Origin of the sequence: Ancylobacter aquaticus, assembly GCF_004339465.1 — a bacterium.
In the GTDB taxonomy this organism is placed as follows: domain Bacteria; phylum Pseudomonadota; class Alphaproteobacteria; order Rhizobiales; family Xanthobacteraceae; genus Ancylobacter; species Ancylobacter aquaticus.
Window position 1 is genome coordinate 419,383 of sequence record NZ_SMFY01000002.1, and the last position, 16,937, is coordinate 436,319.

Annotated in this window: 16 protein-coding genes; 6 read left to right on the forward strand and 10 right to left on the reverse strand. The window is 66.1% G+C overall.

What is annotated here, in order from left to right:
• Positions 1–11: 11 nt before the first annotated feature.
• Positions 12–971, forward strand: coding sequence for a 2-hydroxyacid dehydrogenase (locus EV667_RS11585; protein ID WP_165901604.1), 960 nt, complete (start codon positions 12–14; stop codon positions 969–971).
• A gap of 9 nt (positions 972–980) precedes the next feature.
• Here the strand turns inward: EV667_RS11585 and EV667_RS11590 are convergent, their stop codons facing one another.
• The 7 genes from EV667_RS11590 to EV667_RS11620 all read right to left on the reverse strand — a co-directional run bounded on the left by EV667_RS11590 (position 981) and on the right by EV667_RS11620 (position 9,764).
• A complete protein-coding gene (locus tag EV667_RS11590) occupies positions 981–1,760 on the reverse strand; it encodes a 2-keto-4-pentenoate hydratase (RefSeq protein WP_131835497.1) in 780 nt (259 codons plus the stop codon).
• A 103-nt stretch (positions 1,761–1,863) separates the two neighbouring features.
• Positions 1,864–2,898, reverse strand: a complete 1,035-nt coding sequence (locus tag EV667_RS11595) for an extracellular solute-binding protein (RefSeq protein WP_131835498.1) — start codon at positions 2,896–2,898, stop codon at positions 1,864–1,866.
• A gap of 76 nt (positions 2,899–2,974) precedes the next feature.
• Positions 2,975–4,144 carry a CaiB/BaiF CoA transferase family protein gene (locus EV667_RS11600; RefSeq protein WP_131835499.1) on the reverse strand — a complete coding sequence of 390 codons (1,170 nt, stop codon included), beginning with the start codon at positions 4,142–4,144 and terminating at the stop codon, positions 2,975–2,977.
• Positions 4,144–5,373: a CoA transferase gene (locus EV667_RS11605; protein WP_165901605.1), complete on the reverse strand. Its 1,230-nt coding sequence runs from the start codon at positions 5,371–5,373 to the stop codon at positions 4,144–4,146. Before EV667_RS11605 ends, EV667_RS11600 begins: the two co-directional genes overlap by 1 nt.
• A 59-nt stretch (positions 5,374–5,432) precedes the next feature.
• Complete coding sequence (locus tag EV667_RS11610; RefSeq protein ID WP_131835501.1) at positions 5,433–7,145, reverse strand: putative 2-aminoethylphosphonate ABC transporter permease subunit; 1,713 nt, start codon at positions 7,143–7,145, stop codon at positions 5,433–5,435.
• Complete coding sequence (locus EV667_RS11615; RefSeq protein ID WP_131835502.1) at positions 7,142–8,311, reverse strand: putative 2-aminoethylphosphonate ABC transporter ATP-binding protein; 1,170 nt, start codon at positions 8,309–8,311, stop codon at positions 7,142–7,144. Before EV667_RS11615 ends, EV667_RS11610 begins: the two co-directional genes overlap by 4 nt.
• 403 nt (positions 8,312–8,714) lie before the next feature.
• Complete coding sequence (locus tag EV667_RS11620; RefSeq protein ID WP_131835503.1) at positions 8,715–9,764, reverse strand: LacI family DNA-binding transcriptional regulator; 1,050 nt, start codon at positions 9,762–9,764, stop codon at positions 8,715–8,717.
• 339 nt (positions 9,765–10,103) lie between these two features.
• Between EV667_RS11620 and EV667_RS11625 the strand changes: the two genes are divergently transcribed.
• From EV667_RS11625 to EV667_RS11635, 3 genes are read left to right on the forward strand one after another with little or no spacing between them, the layout of a single operon-like run.
• Entirely contained in the window at positions 10,104–10,883 is a 780-nt protein-coding gene (locus tag EV667_RS11625) for an alpha/beta fold hydrolase (protein ID WP_131835504.1), read from the forward strand.
• A 12-nt stretch (positions 10,884–10,895) separates the two neighbouring features.
• The gene (locus tag EV667_RS11630; RefSeq protein WP_131835505.1) at positions 10,896–11,687 is read left to right on the forward strand and encodes an alpha/beta fold hydrolase; all 792 of its coding nucleotides are present in this window, start codon (positions 10,896–10,898) and stop codon (positions 11,685–11,687) included.
• A 2-nt stretch (positions 11,688–11,689) separates the two neighbouring features.
• A complete protein-coding gene (locus EV667_RS11635) occupies positions 11,690–12,274 on the forward strand; it encodes a DUF4286 family protein (protein WP_131835506.1) in 585 nt (194 codons plus the stop codon).
• Positions 12,275–12,361: 87 nt separating this feature from the next.
• Here the strand turns inward: EV667_RS11635 and EV667_RS11640 are convergent, their stop codons facing one another.
• The gene (locus EV667_RS11640) at positions 12,362–12,841 is read right to left on the reverse strand and encodes a hotdog family protein (protein WP_131835507.1); all 480 of its coding nucleotides are present in this window, start codon (positions 12,839–12,841) and stop codon (positions 12,362–12,364) included.
• Between the two features lie 3 nt (positions 12,842–12,844).
• Positions 12,845–13,387 (reverse strand): FAS1-like dehydratase domain-containing protein, encoded by a 543-nt coding sequence (locus EV667_RS11645; RefSeq protein WP_131835508.1) that lies wholly within the window; start codon positions 13,385–13,387, stop codon positions 12,845–12,847.
• 218 nt (positions 13,388–13,605) lie between these two features.
• Between EV667_RS11645 and EV667_RS11650 the strand changes: the two genes are divergently transcribed.
• Entirely contained in the window at positions 13,606–14,613 is a 1,008-nt protein-coding gene (locus EV667_RS11650) for a Gfo/Idh/MocA family protein (RefSeq protein WP_165901606.1), read from the forward strand.
• Positions 14,614–14,679: 66 nt separating this feature from the next.
• Here EV667_RS11650 and EV667_RS11655 read toward each other — a convergent pair whose 3' ends face one another.
• Positions 14,680–15,669 (reverse strand): LacI family DNA-binding transcriptional regulator, encoded by a 990-nt coding sequence (locus EV667_RS11655; protein ID WP_245516117.1) that lies wholly within the window; start codon positions 15,667–15,669, stop codon positions 14,680–14,682.
• A 303-nt stretch (positions 15,670–15,972) separates the two neighbouring features.
• Between EV667_RS11655 and EV667_RS11660 the strand changes: the two genes are divergently transcribed.
• Complete coding sequence (locus EV667_RS11660; RefSeq protein ID WP_131835511.1) at positions 15,973–16,893, forward strand: hydroxymethylglutaryl-CoA lyase; 921 nt, start codon at positions 15,973–15,975, stop codon at positions 16,891–16,893.
• The last annotated feature ends 44 nt before the right edge of the window (positions 16,894–16,937 follow it).

The following is a 16,937-nucleotide window of genomic DNA, read 5'->3' on the forward strand; positions in this document are numbered from 1 at the left end:
GGAGAGGCGCCATGAGAGGCGATACGGTCATCCTAACAAGCCGGCTGCCCGAGGCTCTGGTCGACGAGATCCGCAAGGTCGCCACCGTCGTCCTCGGCGATCATCCGGCCAAGGCCATGCGTCGCGACGAGGTTCTCGCCCATCTGCGGGACGCAACCGCGATCATCAACCAGAACGAACTGAAGATCGACGCCGCGCTGCTGGACGCCGCTCCGCACCTGAGGCTCGTGGCGAATGCTGCGGCCGGCTTCGACAATATGGACGTGGCGGCGATGCGCGAGCGGGCCGTGATCGGCACCAACTGCCCCGACGCCTACTCCGCCGATACGGCGACGCACACGGTGGGGCTGCTGCTCGCGCTGACCCGGCGTCTGATCGAGGCCGACGCCTATGTGCGCTCCGGGCGATGGCAGGCCGAAGGATGGATGCCGGGCGGGCGCTGGGACGGCGTGTCACTTGCCGGCAAGCGCTATGGCGTCGTCGGCTACGGCGCCATCGGCCGGCAGGTGGCGCAGCGTGTGCGTGCGTTCGGCATGGACGTGAGCCACCATTCACCCACCGACACGGGCGAAGAGGGCTGGCTGCCGCTCGACGAACTGCTGGCCACGTCGGACGTCGTCGGGCTCCACTGCCCGCTCAACACCTCGACCCGCCATCTGATCGACGCACAACGACTGGAACGGATGAAACAAGGCGCCATCCTCATTAATGTCGCCCGCGGTCCTGTGGTGAAGAATGACGACCTCGTCGCCGCGCTCGAAAGCGGCCATCTCGGCGGGGCGGGGTTGGACGTTTTCGAATTCGAGCCGCTCGTGCCGGAGGCCCTGTTCGCCATGTCCAATGTGGTGCTCTCACCGCACATGGCGGGCTGCACCGTGGAAAGCCGGCAATCCGCCTGGCGGCTGTGCGTCGACAACGTATTGGCCGTGCTGGACGGTCGCCCGGCGAAGACGCCCGCCTTCATGCCCTGACGGCGCGGCTCAATCCGCCAAGGTGAGCCGCCCGAATCCCTCGACCGCGATCGCGACATGGCGTGCCGGCAGGTGGATCGGGGTTGGCACGACCAGCGAGCCGGTGAGCACGGTGGCGCCGGCCTCAAGTCGCTCGCCATTGGCGGTCAGCTTGCGCACCAGCCAGCCTAGCGCCTCGAAAGGCGAGAGCACCTCGGCGGTGCTGCCGGCATATGTGGCGTCGTCGATTTCGATGGCGCCGGAGAGCGCGCCGAGCGGTAGTGCGCGCCATTCCGGCATGGGCGGCCCGAGCACAAAGCGGGCATGGAGAAAATCGTCAGCCAGCAGCGTCGGCGCGCCGATATCGGCCGGCGGGACGCCATAGCGCGCATCGACGACCTCGCAGGCGACATGCGCGGTCGCGACGGCGGCGGCCAGGGCCTCGTCGGAGAGGTCCGACCCGCCGTCGAGGCAAACACCCATGACGAAGGCGATTTCGCATTCCACCATCGGGGCGATCAGAGGGATGGCCAGCGCCTCGCGCAGTGTGGTGGCGCGGGTGGTGTCGAAGATGCCGGCATAGACCGGCTCGTCGAGGCCGAAGCTGCGCTGCCCCGCCGTCGAGGTGCAACCGATCTTGTAGCCCACCAGGTTCACGCCCTGCAACGCCAGCGCCGCGTGAAGACGGTGCTGGAGCCGGTAGCCCTCGCCCATGTCGCGGGGGCGAAATTCAGCTGCAACCGGGTGCCAGTGCGGGCGGGAAGCGCGCGAGCGCAGGAAGGCGTCGATGGCGCCTGAGGCGTGGTCCATAGGTGCTTAGCTCCCTCGGGTCGGGAACCCGACCACCCAAAGAAAAGGACCCCGGCATGCCGGGGCCCCATGGAGTTACGCCATCGACTTGCGCCGAACCAGATCAGTTAGACTTCGGCTCGGACTTGGAATCGTAGCGCTTCGCCCATTCGGTCAGGATCGGCGTGCGGTTGTCGATCGACCATTCGACGCTGTAGTCCTGCGCCTTCTTCGCTCCATCCGGAATGGAGTTCGGCGGGCCACCATTGATGCCATCCATGCCGACAGAGCCGTAATACTTGTTGAACAGCTCATGTGCCTCACGGCTGGCGCCCCAGTCGATAAGCACTTTGGCGGCTTCCGGGTTGCGGCTGCCCTTCACCATCGCGGTCGATTCGATGTCCCATGCTGTCTCGTCGCTAGGAACGAGCAGGTCGATCGGCGCGCCCTTGGTCTTCAGGAACGGGCCTGTCAGGTCGGTCGAGAGCCCGATGACATACTCGCCCGTCGCCGCGTATTTGCAGGGGGTCGACGAGGAGTTGGTGTAGACCGAGACGTTCTGGTGCAGCTTGTCGAGGAACGCCCAGGCCTTCTCGTCGCCCAGTTTCTGGATCCAGCTATGCACATAACCATAGCCGGTGTTGCTCATGGTCGGGTTCGGCATCGCGATCTGGCCCTTATAGATCGGATCCGCCAGATCAGCCCAGGTCTTGGGCTTGGGAATACCCCGCTTCTCGGCCTCCACCGTGTTGAAGCACACGATGTTCAGGTACATTTCGAGCCCGGTCCACAAGGGCGGGTCGTTCTTGTCCCGGAACATCGGCTGAAGGTTCATGTAGTCTTTCGGCGCATACGGCTCGATGAGCCCGTCGCGCGCCAGCGACACGATGTTCGTTACCGGAACGCCGAAGAGCACGTCGGCGCGCGGATTGGCGCGCTCGGCAAGCAGGCGTGCGTGAATGACGCCGCCGGCATCGCGCACCCAGGTGATATCGATGTCCGGGTGGGCCTTCTCAAAGGCCTGTTCGTAAGGGGTCAGCACTTCCTTTTGCAGCGTCGAATAGACCGTCAGCTGGGTCTTCGCCGCTGCGGGGCCGGCCATGCCGACGACGAGAGCCGTCGCGGCAGCGGTAGAGAGCAAGCAAGCAAACCTACGCATCTTTTCCTCCTTGTTTCCATCGCCCATGACGCCCGCCTTGAGGCGGATCTTTCTGGTTTGGTTGCCGGACGCCGCCTTAGCGGATCGTGCCGGCCTCGGCGAGTGCGGCACGGCGCTCGGCGGAAAGGCCGAGAAGCGTGCCGAACACGTAATCATTGTCCTGTCCGATAGCCGGCGTCGGCGCGAAGGCGCCGCGCCAACCATCCTCGGTGAGCCAGGGCAGGGTGGCCATCTGCACCTTGCCGTCGATCTCGCCGAACATGGCGCGCTCGCGCATGTGCGGATCGGCGACAATGTCCGCCATGTGGCGCGAGCGCGAGGCCGGCACGCCCTCTGCCTGCAAGGCGACCTCGATGGCGCGCGCGTCGCGCGTGCGCAACCAGGCGGCGACGCGGTTATTGATCTCGTCCTTGGCCGCCAGGCGCTCCTCCGCCGTCGCCGCGAAGGGCTGGCTGTCGAGATTGGCCTCGGCCATGACACGGCACAGGCCCCGCCATTCCTCATCCGTCCGCACCGAGAGCGCCAGCCAGGCGTCGTCGCCGGCGCATCGGAAGCACCCGGAGGGCGCCGCGCCCGTCTCGGTCGTGCTGCGCGCCTCCGGCACATCGCGGCCCAGCGCGGCGTGCAGCAGTGCCTCGGGGAGCAGGGCGACGGTCGCCTCAAGCATGGACAGGTCGACATAGGCGCCCTGTCCGCTCCGCCGCCAGTGACGGATGGCGGCGAGGATGGCAGTGGTCTCCCACAGTGCGGTGATCGGGTCGGTCCAGGCCGGCAGGATGCCCATCGCCTCCAATGCCGCATTGGGCTCGCCGATCATGCCGACCCGGCCGCTATAGCCCTGCAGCAACGAGCCATAGGCCAGAAGGTCCTTCTCCGGCCCGGTCCGTCCCATACCGGAGGCAGACACGAAGATGATGTCCGGCTTGATCTCGCGCAGTGTGTCGTAGGACAGGCCGTATTTCGACAACACGCGCGAGGAGAAGTTTTCGACCACCACATGGCTGGAGCGCACGAGATCGCGGATCAGTTCCTGCCCCTCGGGCGTGGTGATGTTGAGCGTGGCGCTCCGCTTATTGTTGTTGATCACCGAGAACATGCCGTCGCGGACGGAGAATTCCGGCCGCGTGGAGGATTCGATCTTGATGACCTCCGCGCCCATGGCGCCGAGCATCTTGGTGGTCATCGGGCCGGCCATGACCCAGCTGAAATCGATGATGCGGATGCCTTCGAGGGCGAGTTCGTTCATCACAGGCCTCCCACGGCGCTACGCTTGGCGGTCATGCCGCTCTCGGCGAGGAGAGCGGCGAGCAGGGCCTGCCCCCCGCCGGTCCTTGCGGGTGCCGCCATCTCCCCGCCGCGCGCCAGTTCGTCGCCGCTCTGGCTGACAAAGCGGAAGGGAAGGGCCGGCATCGGCAGCGCCGTGCCGTCGGCGAAGCGGACATCGTTGAAGAACTGGCGGGCCCGGAGTTGTACGTTCTCGATGAGGTCTCGCGGGGTGCTGACCGGAAAGCAGGCCACGCGCGCCTGCTTGGCGGCCTCGACCACGTCGCGGTTGCGCTGTGTGGTCGACCACTGAGCCATCAATTCCTGCAACCGGGCGGCGTTGCCGGTGCGCACGACCCGGTCGCCGCACAGGCTGGCATCGCGCGTCCAGCCGGGATGGCCCATCACCTCGCACCAGCGTGCCCATTGATGGTCCTCGCGCGGCGACACCATCACCGCGCCGTCGGCGCAGGGCAGATACCAGACGAGCCCCCCGGCGATGGTGAGACCCTTGGAGGGGTCGCGCCGGCGGTTGGTCACGTCCATGCCCGCCTGCCAGTCGGCGAAGGGCTCCACCAGCATGTAGACCAGCAAATCCTCATGGGAAAGGTCGACCAGCGGCCCGGGCCGCGCGCCGTCTGCGGCCTCGACGGCCCACAGCGCGGCAATGGCAACGACAAGGCCACCGGCCATGTCGCCCTCCCAATCCGCGCAGCCGACGGGGGGCGTTGCTTCCGGGTCCGTGACCGGGCTTGCCTGATGGAAGGCGAAACCGCTCGCATGCTGCTGAATGAAAGAGGAGGAGGGGCGGCCCGTCCCCGGTCCCGACAGGCCCTGCGCCGAGACGACGAGCGTGGCGGGACGCTGAACCCAATCAGGCGCGGCACCGCGCAACGCACGGTCGGTGGCGATCACGAGGTCCGACCGTCCGGCGAGTTCGCCGAGAAGATGCCAGCCTCCCGCCGTTTCGCCGTCAAGGCTTACCAGCGTCTTGCCACAGTTGAGATAGGCAAAGAGCGCGCTTTCACCGCCCGGCGTGAATGGCCCCTGGCCACGCAGCGCATCGCCCTCCGGCGGCTCTACCTTGACCACCTCGGCGCCGAGATCGGCGAGCAGGCGCGCACCGAAGGCGACGGAGATGTCGGAGCCGAGCTCAAGCACCTTGAGATCGGCCAGCGGGCCTCGAAAAGGAGGGGGTGTGAAACGATTCATATCAGTCTCGACATGTTGCGGTCGTATCATTTGGCGGGCGAAGGCGTCGTGGGTCGGTGTCAGGCGTCGCGCAGGCTGGAGCGCCATTGCTGCTGGCTTCGTAGAAGGACCTTGGTGATGAGCACCTGCAGCAGCTTCACGCCTGCGGAGGTGTAGAGGATCATCAGGGCCATGGCGCACGCGGCGCCGTCATCGCCGGTGTCGTTCAGCGCCACCACAGCTATCGAGGCGACCTTGGTGGTCGAGGCGTAGATGAAGATGACGCCGGCAACCGTCGTCATCGCGTTGACGAAGAAGAAGGTGGCGATGTCGATGATGGCGGGGATCGAGATCGGGATCGTCACCCGCCGCAGCGTGGTCCAGAAGGACACGCCGAGCGCCTGCGAAGCGGCCTCGAATTCATTGTCGATCTGCTTCAGCGCGGTCAGCGCCATAAGGTGCGGCACCGTGTAATAGTGGCCGATGGTGCACATCACCATGATCGCCATCGTGCCGTAGAGCACGTTGAGCGGGTTGCTCGGCAGGTTGAAGAAGAACACGTAGCCGAGGCCGAGCACGATGCCCGGCACCGCCAGCGGCACCATGGCGACGATGTGGTAGCCCAGCAGCACGCGCGAACCCCTGCGGTGCTTTTCGGTGAGATAGGCCCCGCAGAACGCCATGACGGTGCCGAACAGCGCGGTCCACGCCGCCATCTCGACACTGTTCCAATAGGACAGCCAGCCGCCGGGATCGAAGGCGCCGAAATTGAAGTTGTCGAAGGAGAAGGAGAGATTGTACGGCCACAGCGTCACGAAGGACGCAAAGATGGCGGTGCCGATGATGCCAAGGATCGGTATGGAAATCAGTACCGCCACCGCCAGCATGAGGCGGTCGAACAGGCGCGAGGGCGTGGGCTGCAGCATGACAGCCCGGGAAGTTAGCTGCGAGGTCTGGTGCTTGTAGGTCAGGCGCTCGACCACGAAGGTCAGAACCGCGGGAAGCAGCAGGATGACGCCGATCACCGCGCCCATCTGGAAGTTCGCCTGCCCGATGATCTGTCGATAGACATCCACCGCGAGCATGTTGAATTTGCCGCCGATAACCTTGGCAATACCGAAATCGACGATGGCCGTGGTGAAGACCACGAAGCTCGCATTGATCAGGCCGTAGCGCACGCCGGGGAATGTGATGGTCCAGAAGATGCGCCAGCGCGACGTGTTCAGCGTCTCGGCGGCTTCATAAAGGCGCGCATCGGCAGTCGCCAGCGCGGTGGTCATGATGAGCACGACGAAGGGCAGGCAGTGGAACACCTGCGCCATGATGATGCCGACCGGGCCATAGATGGTGTGGCCGAACATCAGCCATTTCAGATAGCCCTGATTGCCGAAGATATAGATCAGCGCGATCGCTGGCAGCAGCGACGGGGCAAGGATCGGCAGCAGGGCAATTCCCTTGAAGGCCCCCTTCAGCGGAATGCAGCTGCGGGTGAGCGCGTAGGAGAACAGGAAGCCGAGCGGCACCACCAGCGCCACCGTCAGGGAAGCGACCCACAGGCTGTTGATGAGCGACTGCCGCAGGATCGGGTCGGTGGCGTAACTGACGAAGTTGGCCAGCCCGACGAAATTGCCCTGATGATCTTCAAAGCTCTGCGACAGCAGCGCATAGAGCGGCAGCACGATGATGACGAGCGCGATGGTGAGCATCAGCACGCCCGTCACGAGCCGCGATGCCTTCTCCCAGTCGATACCCGGGCGAAGCGCCGGAGCGGGGCTGGTGGCGAGATCGGTCATGGCTGTGCCGCCTCGCGAATCTGCCCGGACTGGGAAGCCGGGAACACCGCGCAACGCTCGCGCGGCAGGCAGACGCCCACGCGGTCGCCGACCGTCACGGGCAGGTCGGACATGTCGCGACTCGACAGGTCCGCCACCACTTCGGCATCGCCAAGCGCGGGCACGACAAGGCTGGCCCGCCAGAACGCGCCCAGAAACTCGAGATGCGTCAACCGCGCCGGCAAGGTATCGCCGGCCTCGCTGCCGGTAAGCGCCCGCAGGCGAAGCTGTTCGGGGCGCAGGCAGGCAATGACGTCGCCCTGGTTTTCCGGCGTGTCATAGGGAGCGGGAACGGGGAAACTCAGGCTTCCGACCGTCAACCGGCCGTTGCTCACATACCCCGGCAGGATGTTCATTTTTCCCACGAAGCCGGCAACGAAGAGGCTGCGCGGCCTGTGGTAGATCTCCGTCGGCGTCCCGATCTGCTCCACCTCGCCATCGCGCATCGCGACCACGCGGTCGGCCATGCTGAGCGCCTCTTCCTGGTCGTGTGTGACCATGATGGTGGTGAGGCCCAGCCGCCGCTGCAAATCGCGGATCTGCTGGCGCAGATGAACGCGAACCTTGGCGTCGAGCGCACTCAGTGGCTCGTCGAGCAGCAGAAGCCGGGGGGAGGGGGCGATGGCGCGGGCAAGGGCGACGCGCTGTTGCTGACCACCGGAAAGCTGGGCCGGGTATTTCTTCTCCGAGCCCTTCAGGTCGATGAGTTCAAGCAGTTCGTTCAATCGGGAATCGATATCCGACGACGCCAGCCTGCGGTTGCGCAACCCGTAGACGATGTTCTCACGCACGTTGAGATTGGGAAACAGCGCGTAGGACTGGAACAGGATGCCGAACTGGCGCTGAGCTGGCGGCAGGTCGGAAATGTCCTGGTCGAGGCTGTGAATGGTGCCCGCATTCTGGCGCTCAAGCCCGGCGATGATGCGCAGCAACGTCGACTTGCCACATCCCGAGGGACCGAGGAAGCAGACGAACTCGCCAGCCTCCACATCCAGCGTCACATTGGAAAGCGCCTTGAAGCTCCCGAAATGCTTGTCGATGCCGGTAACACGCAGAAACGGCGCCGCGCGGGCTTCGTCATCGCCATAGGGCGCGAGGTGCTTGGCGGGACGGGAGACGTCAAGCATGGGACAGGGCCTCGCTGACGGCGGGAAGGGCAGGGTGGAAGGCGCGGGCAAGGCCGGCGGACGGAAGGCCACGACGCTCCCGGCCGGGCAGCGGGCTGACCCCGGCCGCGCGTCTGGCTGTCCATGGCGGTGTCAGCGGGCGAAAAGATCTGGCGGTGAAAACCGCGCACGCAGCCGCGCGACAGCGCGGCGCTCCGGGCTGGGACATGATTTCCTCCTGAATGGCGTCGCCCTGTGCGCGGTCGGTCAAGAACCGAAGCGCTGGCAACGTCCGTGCCTGTCTATGCAGGTCGTTTGATTGAACGATATGCCGCGTTAAACGATGTGGCAAGAAAGAAATGAAACGGTTCATCACTCAATCGCGAGACGTCCGGCGCGTCGTGGCGAGGGGGCCCGGGCGGTGCTAGCCGGGGCGGGGCGTCCGGTCGCTCGGGGCCGCGCAGGAGCCGCGAATGATGAATTCATGCGTGACGGTGATACGCTGCCAGGTGGAGCTGTGCCCGCCGGCGAGGTGGTCCAGCAACAATTCCGCCGCGCAGCGCCCCGTCGCCGCCCAATCATAGCGGATCGCGGTGATCGGGGGCTCGATCAGCGCCGCCAATTCGGTATCGCCGAGCGTCACCAGCGACAAATGCCGGGGAATGCTCAGGTTCAGCAGCCGCACCGCCTCGATGACACCCGCGAGGTGGCCGCCGCTCGCCACGATTGCCGTGGCCGGGTCCCGGCCGATCAACGAGGAGTAGGCCGCGTCCCTTCCATAGGGATGCTGGCGCCCGCCGGAATGGATGAGATCGCGCGGCACCTCGACGGCGAGATCGGTGAAGGCGGCCTCGAAGCCGCGCAAGCGCTCGCGGCCTGAGTGAGTGATGGCAGGCACGGTGATAAGGCAGATGCGCCGATGGCCGAGGCCGAGCAGGTAGCGCGTCGCGCGATAGGTGCCCTCGTACTGATTGGTAAGGACGCAGTCGACATCGAGGTCGATGACCCTTTCCAGCATCACCAGCGGGACAGAGAAGTCGTGCAACTGGGCCCGGGTCGCTTCATCCTTGTCATTCGCCACCATAACGATGACGCCATCGACCCGTCGGCGCTTGAACTGTTCCAGCACATCGCTCTCCCGCTCCCGGTCGGAGTGCGAATTGGCCAGGAACAATGTGTAGCCGGCCCGCGTCAGAACAGGTTCAAGACCCGTCACGGCGGCGGCGGTGAGCGGATTCTGAATATCCGGCATGAGGACGCCAATGACGCGGCTCTGACGCGAACGCAGGCTCTGGGCCACCGGATTAGGCTCATAGCCGAGTTCGAGAATGGACTGCGCGACGCGCTGGCGCAGCGACGCGTCGACATTTTCCGCATGATTCAGCACACGCGACACGGTGCCAAGCGAGACGCCGGCGTGCCGGGCGACATGCTTGATGGTGACGGCTGCTGAACGGGCGGGCGGCTTTTTCACGAAGAGGGCAGGTGCTGAAATCGGAGGGGAACTGCGCCATCGGCGCGGGGCGCACGCCGTTGGCGCGAGCGGCACTTTAGGCTCATGTTCGGTGGCGCAGCAAGCTGGTCCAGCCGGCAGGTGTTGGGCGGCAGGCGCGGCGCGAACGGGCCGGGGCACCTCCAGCACCGCTTGACAGGCGGTAGGCAACACGCCAATTCTGTCGACACTATTTATTCGTTCGCGCTCAGCCGTTGTGCGTCCGGGGGATTTGTCCTCCTGTCAGCGTGAGGCGGTCGACATTTTGCTCCGCGCTGCCGTATGCCTTCCGGCACCGCTCCACTTGAAGAGTAGCCAGCCATGGAAGTGGTCGACCTGCACGGCACCGTAGGGGGCTCCGGCGAGGAACTGGTTCTTCTCCACCCCATCGGGCTCGACAGCACTTTCTGGGGAGCGATGCCGGCCATGCTCGCCCACACCCACCGCGTTCTGCGGCTTGACCTGCGGGGCTTTGGCGGCTCCTCGCTGGGGGTTGAGCCCGCGCCAATCCAGGCCTATGCCGCCGACGTGCTTCACGCGATCCGCCGGCACGGCCTTCACCGCCCCGCCGTGCTCGGCCTGTCCTTTGGTGGCATGATTGCCCAGACCCTGGCGCTGGAACATCCGGGGAGCGTGTCCCGGCTCATATTGTGCGGATGCCCCGGCGGCATTCCTGCCGAGGCGCGGCCGGCCCTGCGCGAGCGGGGCGCCGCGGCCGAGCGCGACGGCATGGAATCCGTCGTTCCCCTCACCGTCGATCGGTGGTTCACGCCCGCTTTTGTCGACAGTCCAGTGGTGGAACGGGTGCGGGCGCGGCTGCGCAGCAACAGCGTCCGCGCCTGGTCCGAAGGCTGGCAGGCGATCAGCGACTTCGACGCCCTGCCGTGCCTCGGCGCTATCGACGTGCCCACGCTCGTCGTCGCGGGGGAGCAGGACGCGGCCACCTCGCCGGCCGCCTCCGCCGCGCTTGCCGCCGCCATCCCCAGTGCCCGCAGCGTAACGCTTCCCGGCGCGCCGCACATGATGCAGTTGGAAACCAGCGGCCTGTTCACCGAAGCGGTCAGCAATTTTCTGGCCGGCCGGCCTGTCGGCGCGGGCTAAGGCGCTGCGGCCATGGAACATCCCCTTTCGCATGTGCTGACCGGAACCCGGCGTGACTTTGCGCTGCTGCTCATTCATCCGATGGGCGCCGACCTGACATTCTGGGACGATTTCGTTCTCGCGGTTGACGGGCGCGCGACGACATTGGCAGTGGATCTTCCCGGTGCCGGCTCCAGCCCGGGCGGCAGCGGGCCGGTGTCACTCGACGCTCGGGTCGCCGCGCTCGAAGGCCTGCGGCAGGCCCTGGAGATCGACAGGATCGCCATCATTGCCTGTGCGGTCGGGACAATGACGGCCGGCCTCTACGCCGCAACCTTCCCCGAGGTCATTACTGCCCTCGTTCTGGCCAACCCCACCCCGGCCAGCGCACCCGCCGCCCGCCAGATGCTGGCGGAGCGGGCCGAAGCCGTGCGTACGGGCGGCATGGCGGCAGTGCTGCCGGGCGCGGTGGAGCGCGCTTTCCTCGAACAGCCGCAGGATGCGCGCTATTTCCAATACATGAAACGTTTCGCCGGGCAGGACCCTACAAGCTATGCCTCGGCGCTGCTCGCGGCAGCGCAGGCGGATGCGACGGAGGCTTTTGCCGCGATCGCGTGCCCCACTCTATTAGTGCCCGGCCGCCACGACGTTCTTCTGCCGCTGGAACGGGCGGAAGCTGTCGCGGCGCTTGCCCCTCACGCCCAGCTGATCGTGATGGAGGATGCCGCGCATTTCGTTCCCTACCAGCAGCCGGCGCGCTTTGCCGAACGGGTGCTGGATTTCATCGGCCGCGAGGTCGGAACCGCCCCCACTTCCGGAGTGTGAACATGGCCAATAAAGGCTTCCTCCTCGTTCTCATGCAGCCGCCGCCGGCCTTTGAGGACGAGTTCAACGCCTGGTACGACACGGAGCATGTGCCCGAGCGCGTGGCGGTGGAAGGTTTTGAGAGCGGGCGCCGCTATGTCTGCGGAGACGGGCATCCCCGCTACCTCGCCATGTATGACATGGCGAACGAAGCGGTGCTTGAAACTGAATCCTATCTGCGCGTCTCGGCCGACCGGGCCAGCCCGTGGACCCGCCGCGTGACCAGCCGGGTGAAGGTGTACCGTTCCGCAGGCGAGCAGATCTTTCCCGGCGACGAGGTAACGGTGCCAACCGTGCGTACCGTGCTGCTGCGCTTCAGCGCCACGCCCGCCGGGCTGGGTGAGGCGGTCATCGCCGGGGCGAAGGCGTCCTTTGCCGGAGCGCCGGGCACGGTGCAACTGCGTGTCTTCGCCTATCCGAGGGAGGTCGGAACCGACTTTCTGGTCATGGTGGGGCTGAGCGCGCCGGGGAATTTCACCTTTGAGGCCTCGGCGTTCGGCGAGGCCGCCGCTTATCTCGACCTGGCGAACAGTTACGCGCCCTACTGAAAAGCACACCTCAAAGAAGACCGGCCAGCGCACGCGCCGGCCGGGAGGTGCCCGGAGGGGGACTTCGCGAGAAGCGCCGGCTTCGTCTCAGTGCAACGCGGCCGGATGGAACGGGTAGGGGACGGGCGGCCCGTCGCGCAGCGGAAGCACGATCACCGCCGTGCCGGGCGAGCCTTCCTTGCCGTTCTGGTCCTTTAGGCCGATGTCCAGTTCGATCACGCCATAGCGCCCGCGCTGGCTCCTGCCGGTCACACGGCCCCAGGCGGTGAGGGTGTCGCCGGGGATGTTCATGCCGCGGTACTGGAAGTTCATCTTCCACAGCCAGCCGGTCTCGCCGACCCAGTCGACCAGTACCTGCGCCAGGACGTGCTGCTTCCACGAGCCGTTGATCAGCACGTCCGGCAGGCCGTCATGCTCGGTGGCGTAGCGCCAGTCATAATGGATCTTGTGCCAGTTCTCCATCGCCGCGGACCAGCGGATGATGTGGGCAGTAGTCATCGGGCCCTTGGCGAGGACAGGGATGTCGTCGCCGACCGCGACAGTCTCGAAATACACGGTTTCGGCCATCGTCTATCTCATGATCATGGTGTTGAGGGACTTCAGCAGCGGGCGGCCGTCGGCGGTGCGGTACTCGTCCTCGATGACGACGAGCACCATCGGGCCGGCCTTGCCCTGCTTCTGGTAGATGTCGAGATAGGCCGAGCGGCACTGGATGCGGTCGCCGACCTTGGGGTAGCTGAAGAACTCGTATTCGTAGCCGCCGTTAAGAATGCCGGAGAGCGCGATCGGCAGTTTCGGCAGGCCGACGCGCATGGCGCGCGAGACGCCGTCGAAATCGGGATCGCCCGCGGCGGCAAGGGAATCGGTGCTGTCGTCCGCCGGGCGGCGAAACGCATGAACGGGAAAGCCGGGCGGGGCGACCACGGCACCATAGCGCGTGCCGGCCGCGTGTTCCGTGTCCCAAAAGCGCGGGTTGGGGTCCATCAGCGCCTGGAAGAAGCGCCGGACCTCGCTCGCCTCCACCGGGTGCGGCGCCTCCAGCCAGTCGGAACGGGCACCGATCACGGCGCGCACGTCGGGGGTGATGTGATCCACCAGTTCGTCAACAGCCATGCAGGTCTCCTCACCTAGCGTCTTGTTCTGCCGCTCCTCAGCGGATGGACGTGCCCATTGGCGGGGCGTGTCCTCCTTGAACGCCACCTTACTCCGCTATGAAACGTTTTCAAGATGTAGCGAACGTGACAGACTGGACACTCTGCGGAGACGGCCCATTCAGCCCTATGGATAAAGAATCGTAGGCATTCTTCGCTGCGCACATGGGAAGGGAAGAGATGAAAATCGTTTTTATCGGTGCATCGCACTGGCACCTCGATCTCTATCTGCTTCCGTTGCTCGACAATCCCGAGGCGGAGCTCGTCGGCATTGCCGATCCCGATCCCGACGTCGTCGCCCGGCTGACCCAGCGGCTCGGCTGCGCCGGTGACACTGACTTTCGCGCGCTGTGCCGCCGCGTGCGGCCCGATTTCGTCTTCGCGCTGGGCCGCCATGCCGACATGCCGGAGGAGGCGCGGTTCCTTATCGAGGAGGAAATCCCCTTCGCGCTGGAAAAGCCTTGCGGTCTGTCGTCCGCCGATGTTGCGCCGATGGCCGCGCTCGCCGCCCAGAAGGGCGCGTTCGCCGCCGTGCCGCTCGTCTTCCGCAATGGCGATTTCGCCCAGCACCTCGAATCGCTGAAGGACGAGGGCGATCTCAGCTACGCCAGCTTCCGCTTCATCGCCGGCTTCCCCGCCCGCTACCGGCAGGCCGGCTGCGCCTGGATGCTCGACCCGTCATTGTCCGGCGGCGGCTGCACCATCAACCTCGCCATCCACTTTTTCGATCTGGCGATCCGCCTGCTGGGGCCCGATGTGCGCGTGCTGAACGCCACCATGGCCAACCATGCCTGGCGCGAGCGGGTGGAGGATTATTCGGTCGTCACCTTCGAGCGTGCGGGCGCGCTTTGCGTGGTGGAAACCGGCTATCTCTTTCCGGCACCAACCAGCAATTTCGACATGCACTATGCCCTGCGCTCGCCCCGCAGCTACACCATCGCCCACGACACGCAGACGGTGGAGAGCCTCGCCAATGACGGCACCTCCCGCCAATGGCCGTCCGTCACCACCAATGTCCCGCACTACCGCACTTTCGTGAACGACGTGCTGGCGCGGGTGCGCGCGGGCCAGCCCCCGCTCGCCAGCCTTGCTGACATGGTGCCGGTCATGCGGCTGGTCGACGACGCCTACGCCAAGGCGCGCTCCACCCCGCTACTGCCGGCCGGGCCGATCCTTGCGGCAAGCTGAAGGACGATCGGCGATCCGCTCGGAGTCGCCCTTGATGAAAGCGGACACATGGGACGATCGGCCCGCTCAGCCGTCGGAAGACAACTCGCGGCAGGATTCGCGCAGGATGAATTCGTAGGGCACGATCACACGCTCGGACGGCGTCTCGCTGCCACCTATCCGCGAAATGGTGAGGCGGGCGGCGACTCGGCCCGTCTGCGCCCAGTCATAGCGTATGGCGGTGATCCCGGGTCGGGTGAGGGCGGCGAGTTCCGTATCGCCCAGCACGACCAACGAAAGCTCCTCGGGAATCGAAAGGTTGAGCTGGCGCATAGCGTCGAGCACGCCCGGCAGCATTCCTCCCGAGACGATGAGCGCGGTTGGCTTGGTGCGCCGGGACAGCACGGCATAGGCGGCGTTGACGGCGTAATCGCGGGTATAGCCGGCCATGTGCACCAGATCGTCGCTCACCGATACGCCGACATCGGCCAGCGCTTCGGTGTAGCCCTGAAGCCGGTAGCGGCCCGACATGTTGTCCGTGGGAACGGTGATGAGCGCGATGCGCCGATGGCCGAGGGCCGCGAGATAGCGGGTCGCCCGATACGTGCCCTGCACCTGATCGGTGCGCACGGCGTCGAATTCCGTGCCGATCTCCCGTTCGAGCAGCACCACCGGCATGGGCAGCCGGCGAAGCTGCTCCACGGTGCGCGGGTCCTGGTCGCGGGCGAGGATGGCAATGATGCCGTCGACACGCCGGCGGGCGAATTCGTTGAGAATGTTCTCCTCGCGCCCGCGCTCGTAGCGCGAGTTGGCGAGAAAGAAGGAATAGCCCTGCTGGGTGAGTTCCTCTTCCACTCCGGCCGCCGCCTCGGCAGAGAGCGGGTTGCGCAGATCGGGCACGATGACGCCGATCACATGGGTTTTCTTCGACCGCATGCCCTGGGCGAAGCTGTCGGGCCGGTAGTCCAGCGCAGCGGCAGCGTCCAGCACGCTGCGCTGCAGCGCAGGCTTCACGTTGCGGGCCTTGTTTAGCACCCGCGAAACGGTGCCGATCGACACGCCCGCCTGGCGCGCCACGTCACTGATCGTCGCGCGGGGCGGAATTCGTCCGGACTTGCCTTCATCCATCGGGTCGACACTCGCTGTGCGTCCCGCTCAGGCGCGAGAACGTTCCATGCTTAGCCGAACTCGCGTCAGCGCGCGACGGCGTTTGCGGGAGAACGGGCGCCGGTCCACGTCTTAGGTGTGCCGCGCAAGAGCTCGTTCAATCCCGGCCCGTGCGAAGCGGTGGCGATCCTGTTCCCGCTTGACCGGCGCCGAACTCTGCCAATAGGCTTCAAGTTGGAAAACGTTTCACATACTCAATCGAAGGAGGGCCCTGTGGGCGAGACGGTTAAACTGTGCGAGGTCGGCCCCCGCGACGGCCTGCAGATGGCGGCGTCGATCATGCCGACCGACATCAAGATCGAGTGGATCGCCTCGTTGGCGCGCGCAGGCCTGCGGGAGATCGAGGTCGGCAGCTTCGTGCCACCCACGCTCATCCCGCAGATGGCCGACACCGGCGAGGTGGTACGCGCGAGCCGTGCCATCGACGGACTCACCGTCATCGCGCTGGTGCCGAACCTCAAGGGTGCCCAGCGGGCCCATGAGAACGGTGCCGATGGCGTCATCGTTCCGGTTTCGGTCAGCGAAGGACACAGCCGGGCCAACACCAACAAGGGCAGCCTGGAACAGGTGGCCGAGGTACGCGCCATCGTCGAGTGGGTGAAGGGTCAGGAACTGCCGATGAAGGTGGAGGCCGGCTGCGCCACGGCCTTCGGCTGCTCCATCGAGGGGCAGGTGCCGGTGGGCAGGGTAGTCATGATCGCCGCCGCGCTCGCCGACGCCGGAGTGGACGGCGTGGTCCTGGCCGACACGGTCGGCTACGGCAACCCGGCCCAGGTGCACGCGACGGTGCGCGCGGTAGGGGCCGAGATCGGGGCGGCCCTTGATCGGCTGCATCTTCACGACACGATGGGTCTCGGCCTCGCCAACGCGCTGGCCGGTCTGGAAGAAGGCATACGCTGCTTCGATTCGGCGCTTGCCGGGCTCGGCGGCTGCCCCTTCGCCCCGGGTGCCTCGGGCAACATCGTGACCGAGGACCTCGTCTTCATGCTGGAGAGCATGGGTTTTTCGACGGGCATCGATCTCGACGGGCTTTTTCGCGCGCGCGAGGTGCTGCAGCGCGGGCTGCGTGACACGGCGCTTCTGGGCAATGTGGCGAAGGCGGGCATTCCCCGGACCTATAGCCGGGCGGCGTGACGCGGCCTCACACGCATTGTTGTGCCCTGTGGCATGATCGAGGC

What these genes read in the sequence shown, in the direction of transcription:
- EV667_RS11645 (WP_131835508.1), bottom strand. Translation starts at nt 13,387, where the DNA reads ATGGCTGTTGACGAACTGGTGGATCACATCACCCCCGACGTGCGCGCC.
- EV667_RS11585 (WP_165901604.1), top strand. Translation starts at nt 12, where the DNA reads ATGAGAGGCGATACGGTCATCCTAACAAGCCGGCTGCCCGAGGCTCTG.
- EV667_RS11650 (WP_165901606.1), top strand. Translation starts at nt 13,606, where the DNA reads ATGAAAATCGTTTTTATCGGTGCATCGCACTGGCACCTCGATCTCTAT.
- EV667_RS11615 (WP_131835502.1), bottom strand. Translation starts at nt 8,311, where the DNA reads ATGCTTGACGTCTCCCGTCCCGCCAAGCACCTCGCGCCCTATGGCGAT.
- EV667_RS11610 (WP_131835501.1), bottom strand. Translation starts at nt 7,145, where the DNA reads ATGACCGATCTCGCCACCAGCCCCGCTCCGGCGCTTCGCCCGGGTATC.
- EV667_RS11625 (WP_131835504.1), top strand. Translation starts at nt 10,104, where the DNA reads ATGGAAGTGGTCGACCTGCACGGCACCGTAGGGGGCTCCGGCGAGGAA.
- EV667_RS11635 (WP_131835506.1), top strand. Translation starts at nt 11,690, where the DNA reads ATGGCCAATAAAGGCTTCCTCCTCGTTCTCATGCAGCCGCCGCCGGCC.
- EV667_RS11590 (WP_131835497.1), bottom strand. Translation starts at nt 1,760, where the DNA reads ATGGACCACGCCTCAGGCGCCATCGACGCCTTCCTGCGCTCGCGCGCT.
- EV667_RS11630 (WP_131835505.1), top strand. Translation starts at nt 10,896, where the DNA reads ATGGAACATCCCCTTTCGCATGTGCTGACCGGAACCCGGCGTGACTTT.
- EV667_RS11600 (WP_131835499.1), bottom strand. Translation starts at nt 4,144, where the DNA reads ATGAACGAACTCGCCCTCGAAGGCATCCGCATCATCGATTTCAGCTGG.
- EV667_RS11595 (WP_131835498.1), bottom strand. Translation starts at nt 2,898, where the DNA reads ATGCGTAGGTTTGCTTGCTTGCTCTCTACCGCTGCCGCGACGGCTCTC.
- EV667_RS11640 (WP_131835507.1), bottom strand. Translation starts at nt 12,841, where the DNA reads ATGGCCGAAACCGTGTATTTCGAGACTGTCGCGGTCGGCGACGACATC.
- EV667_RS11605 (WP_165901605.1), bottom strand. Translation starts at nt 5,373, where the DNA reads ATGAATCGTTTCACACCCCCTCCTTTTCGAGGCCCGCTGGCCGATCTC.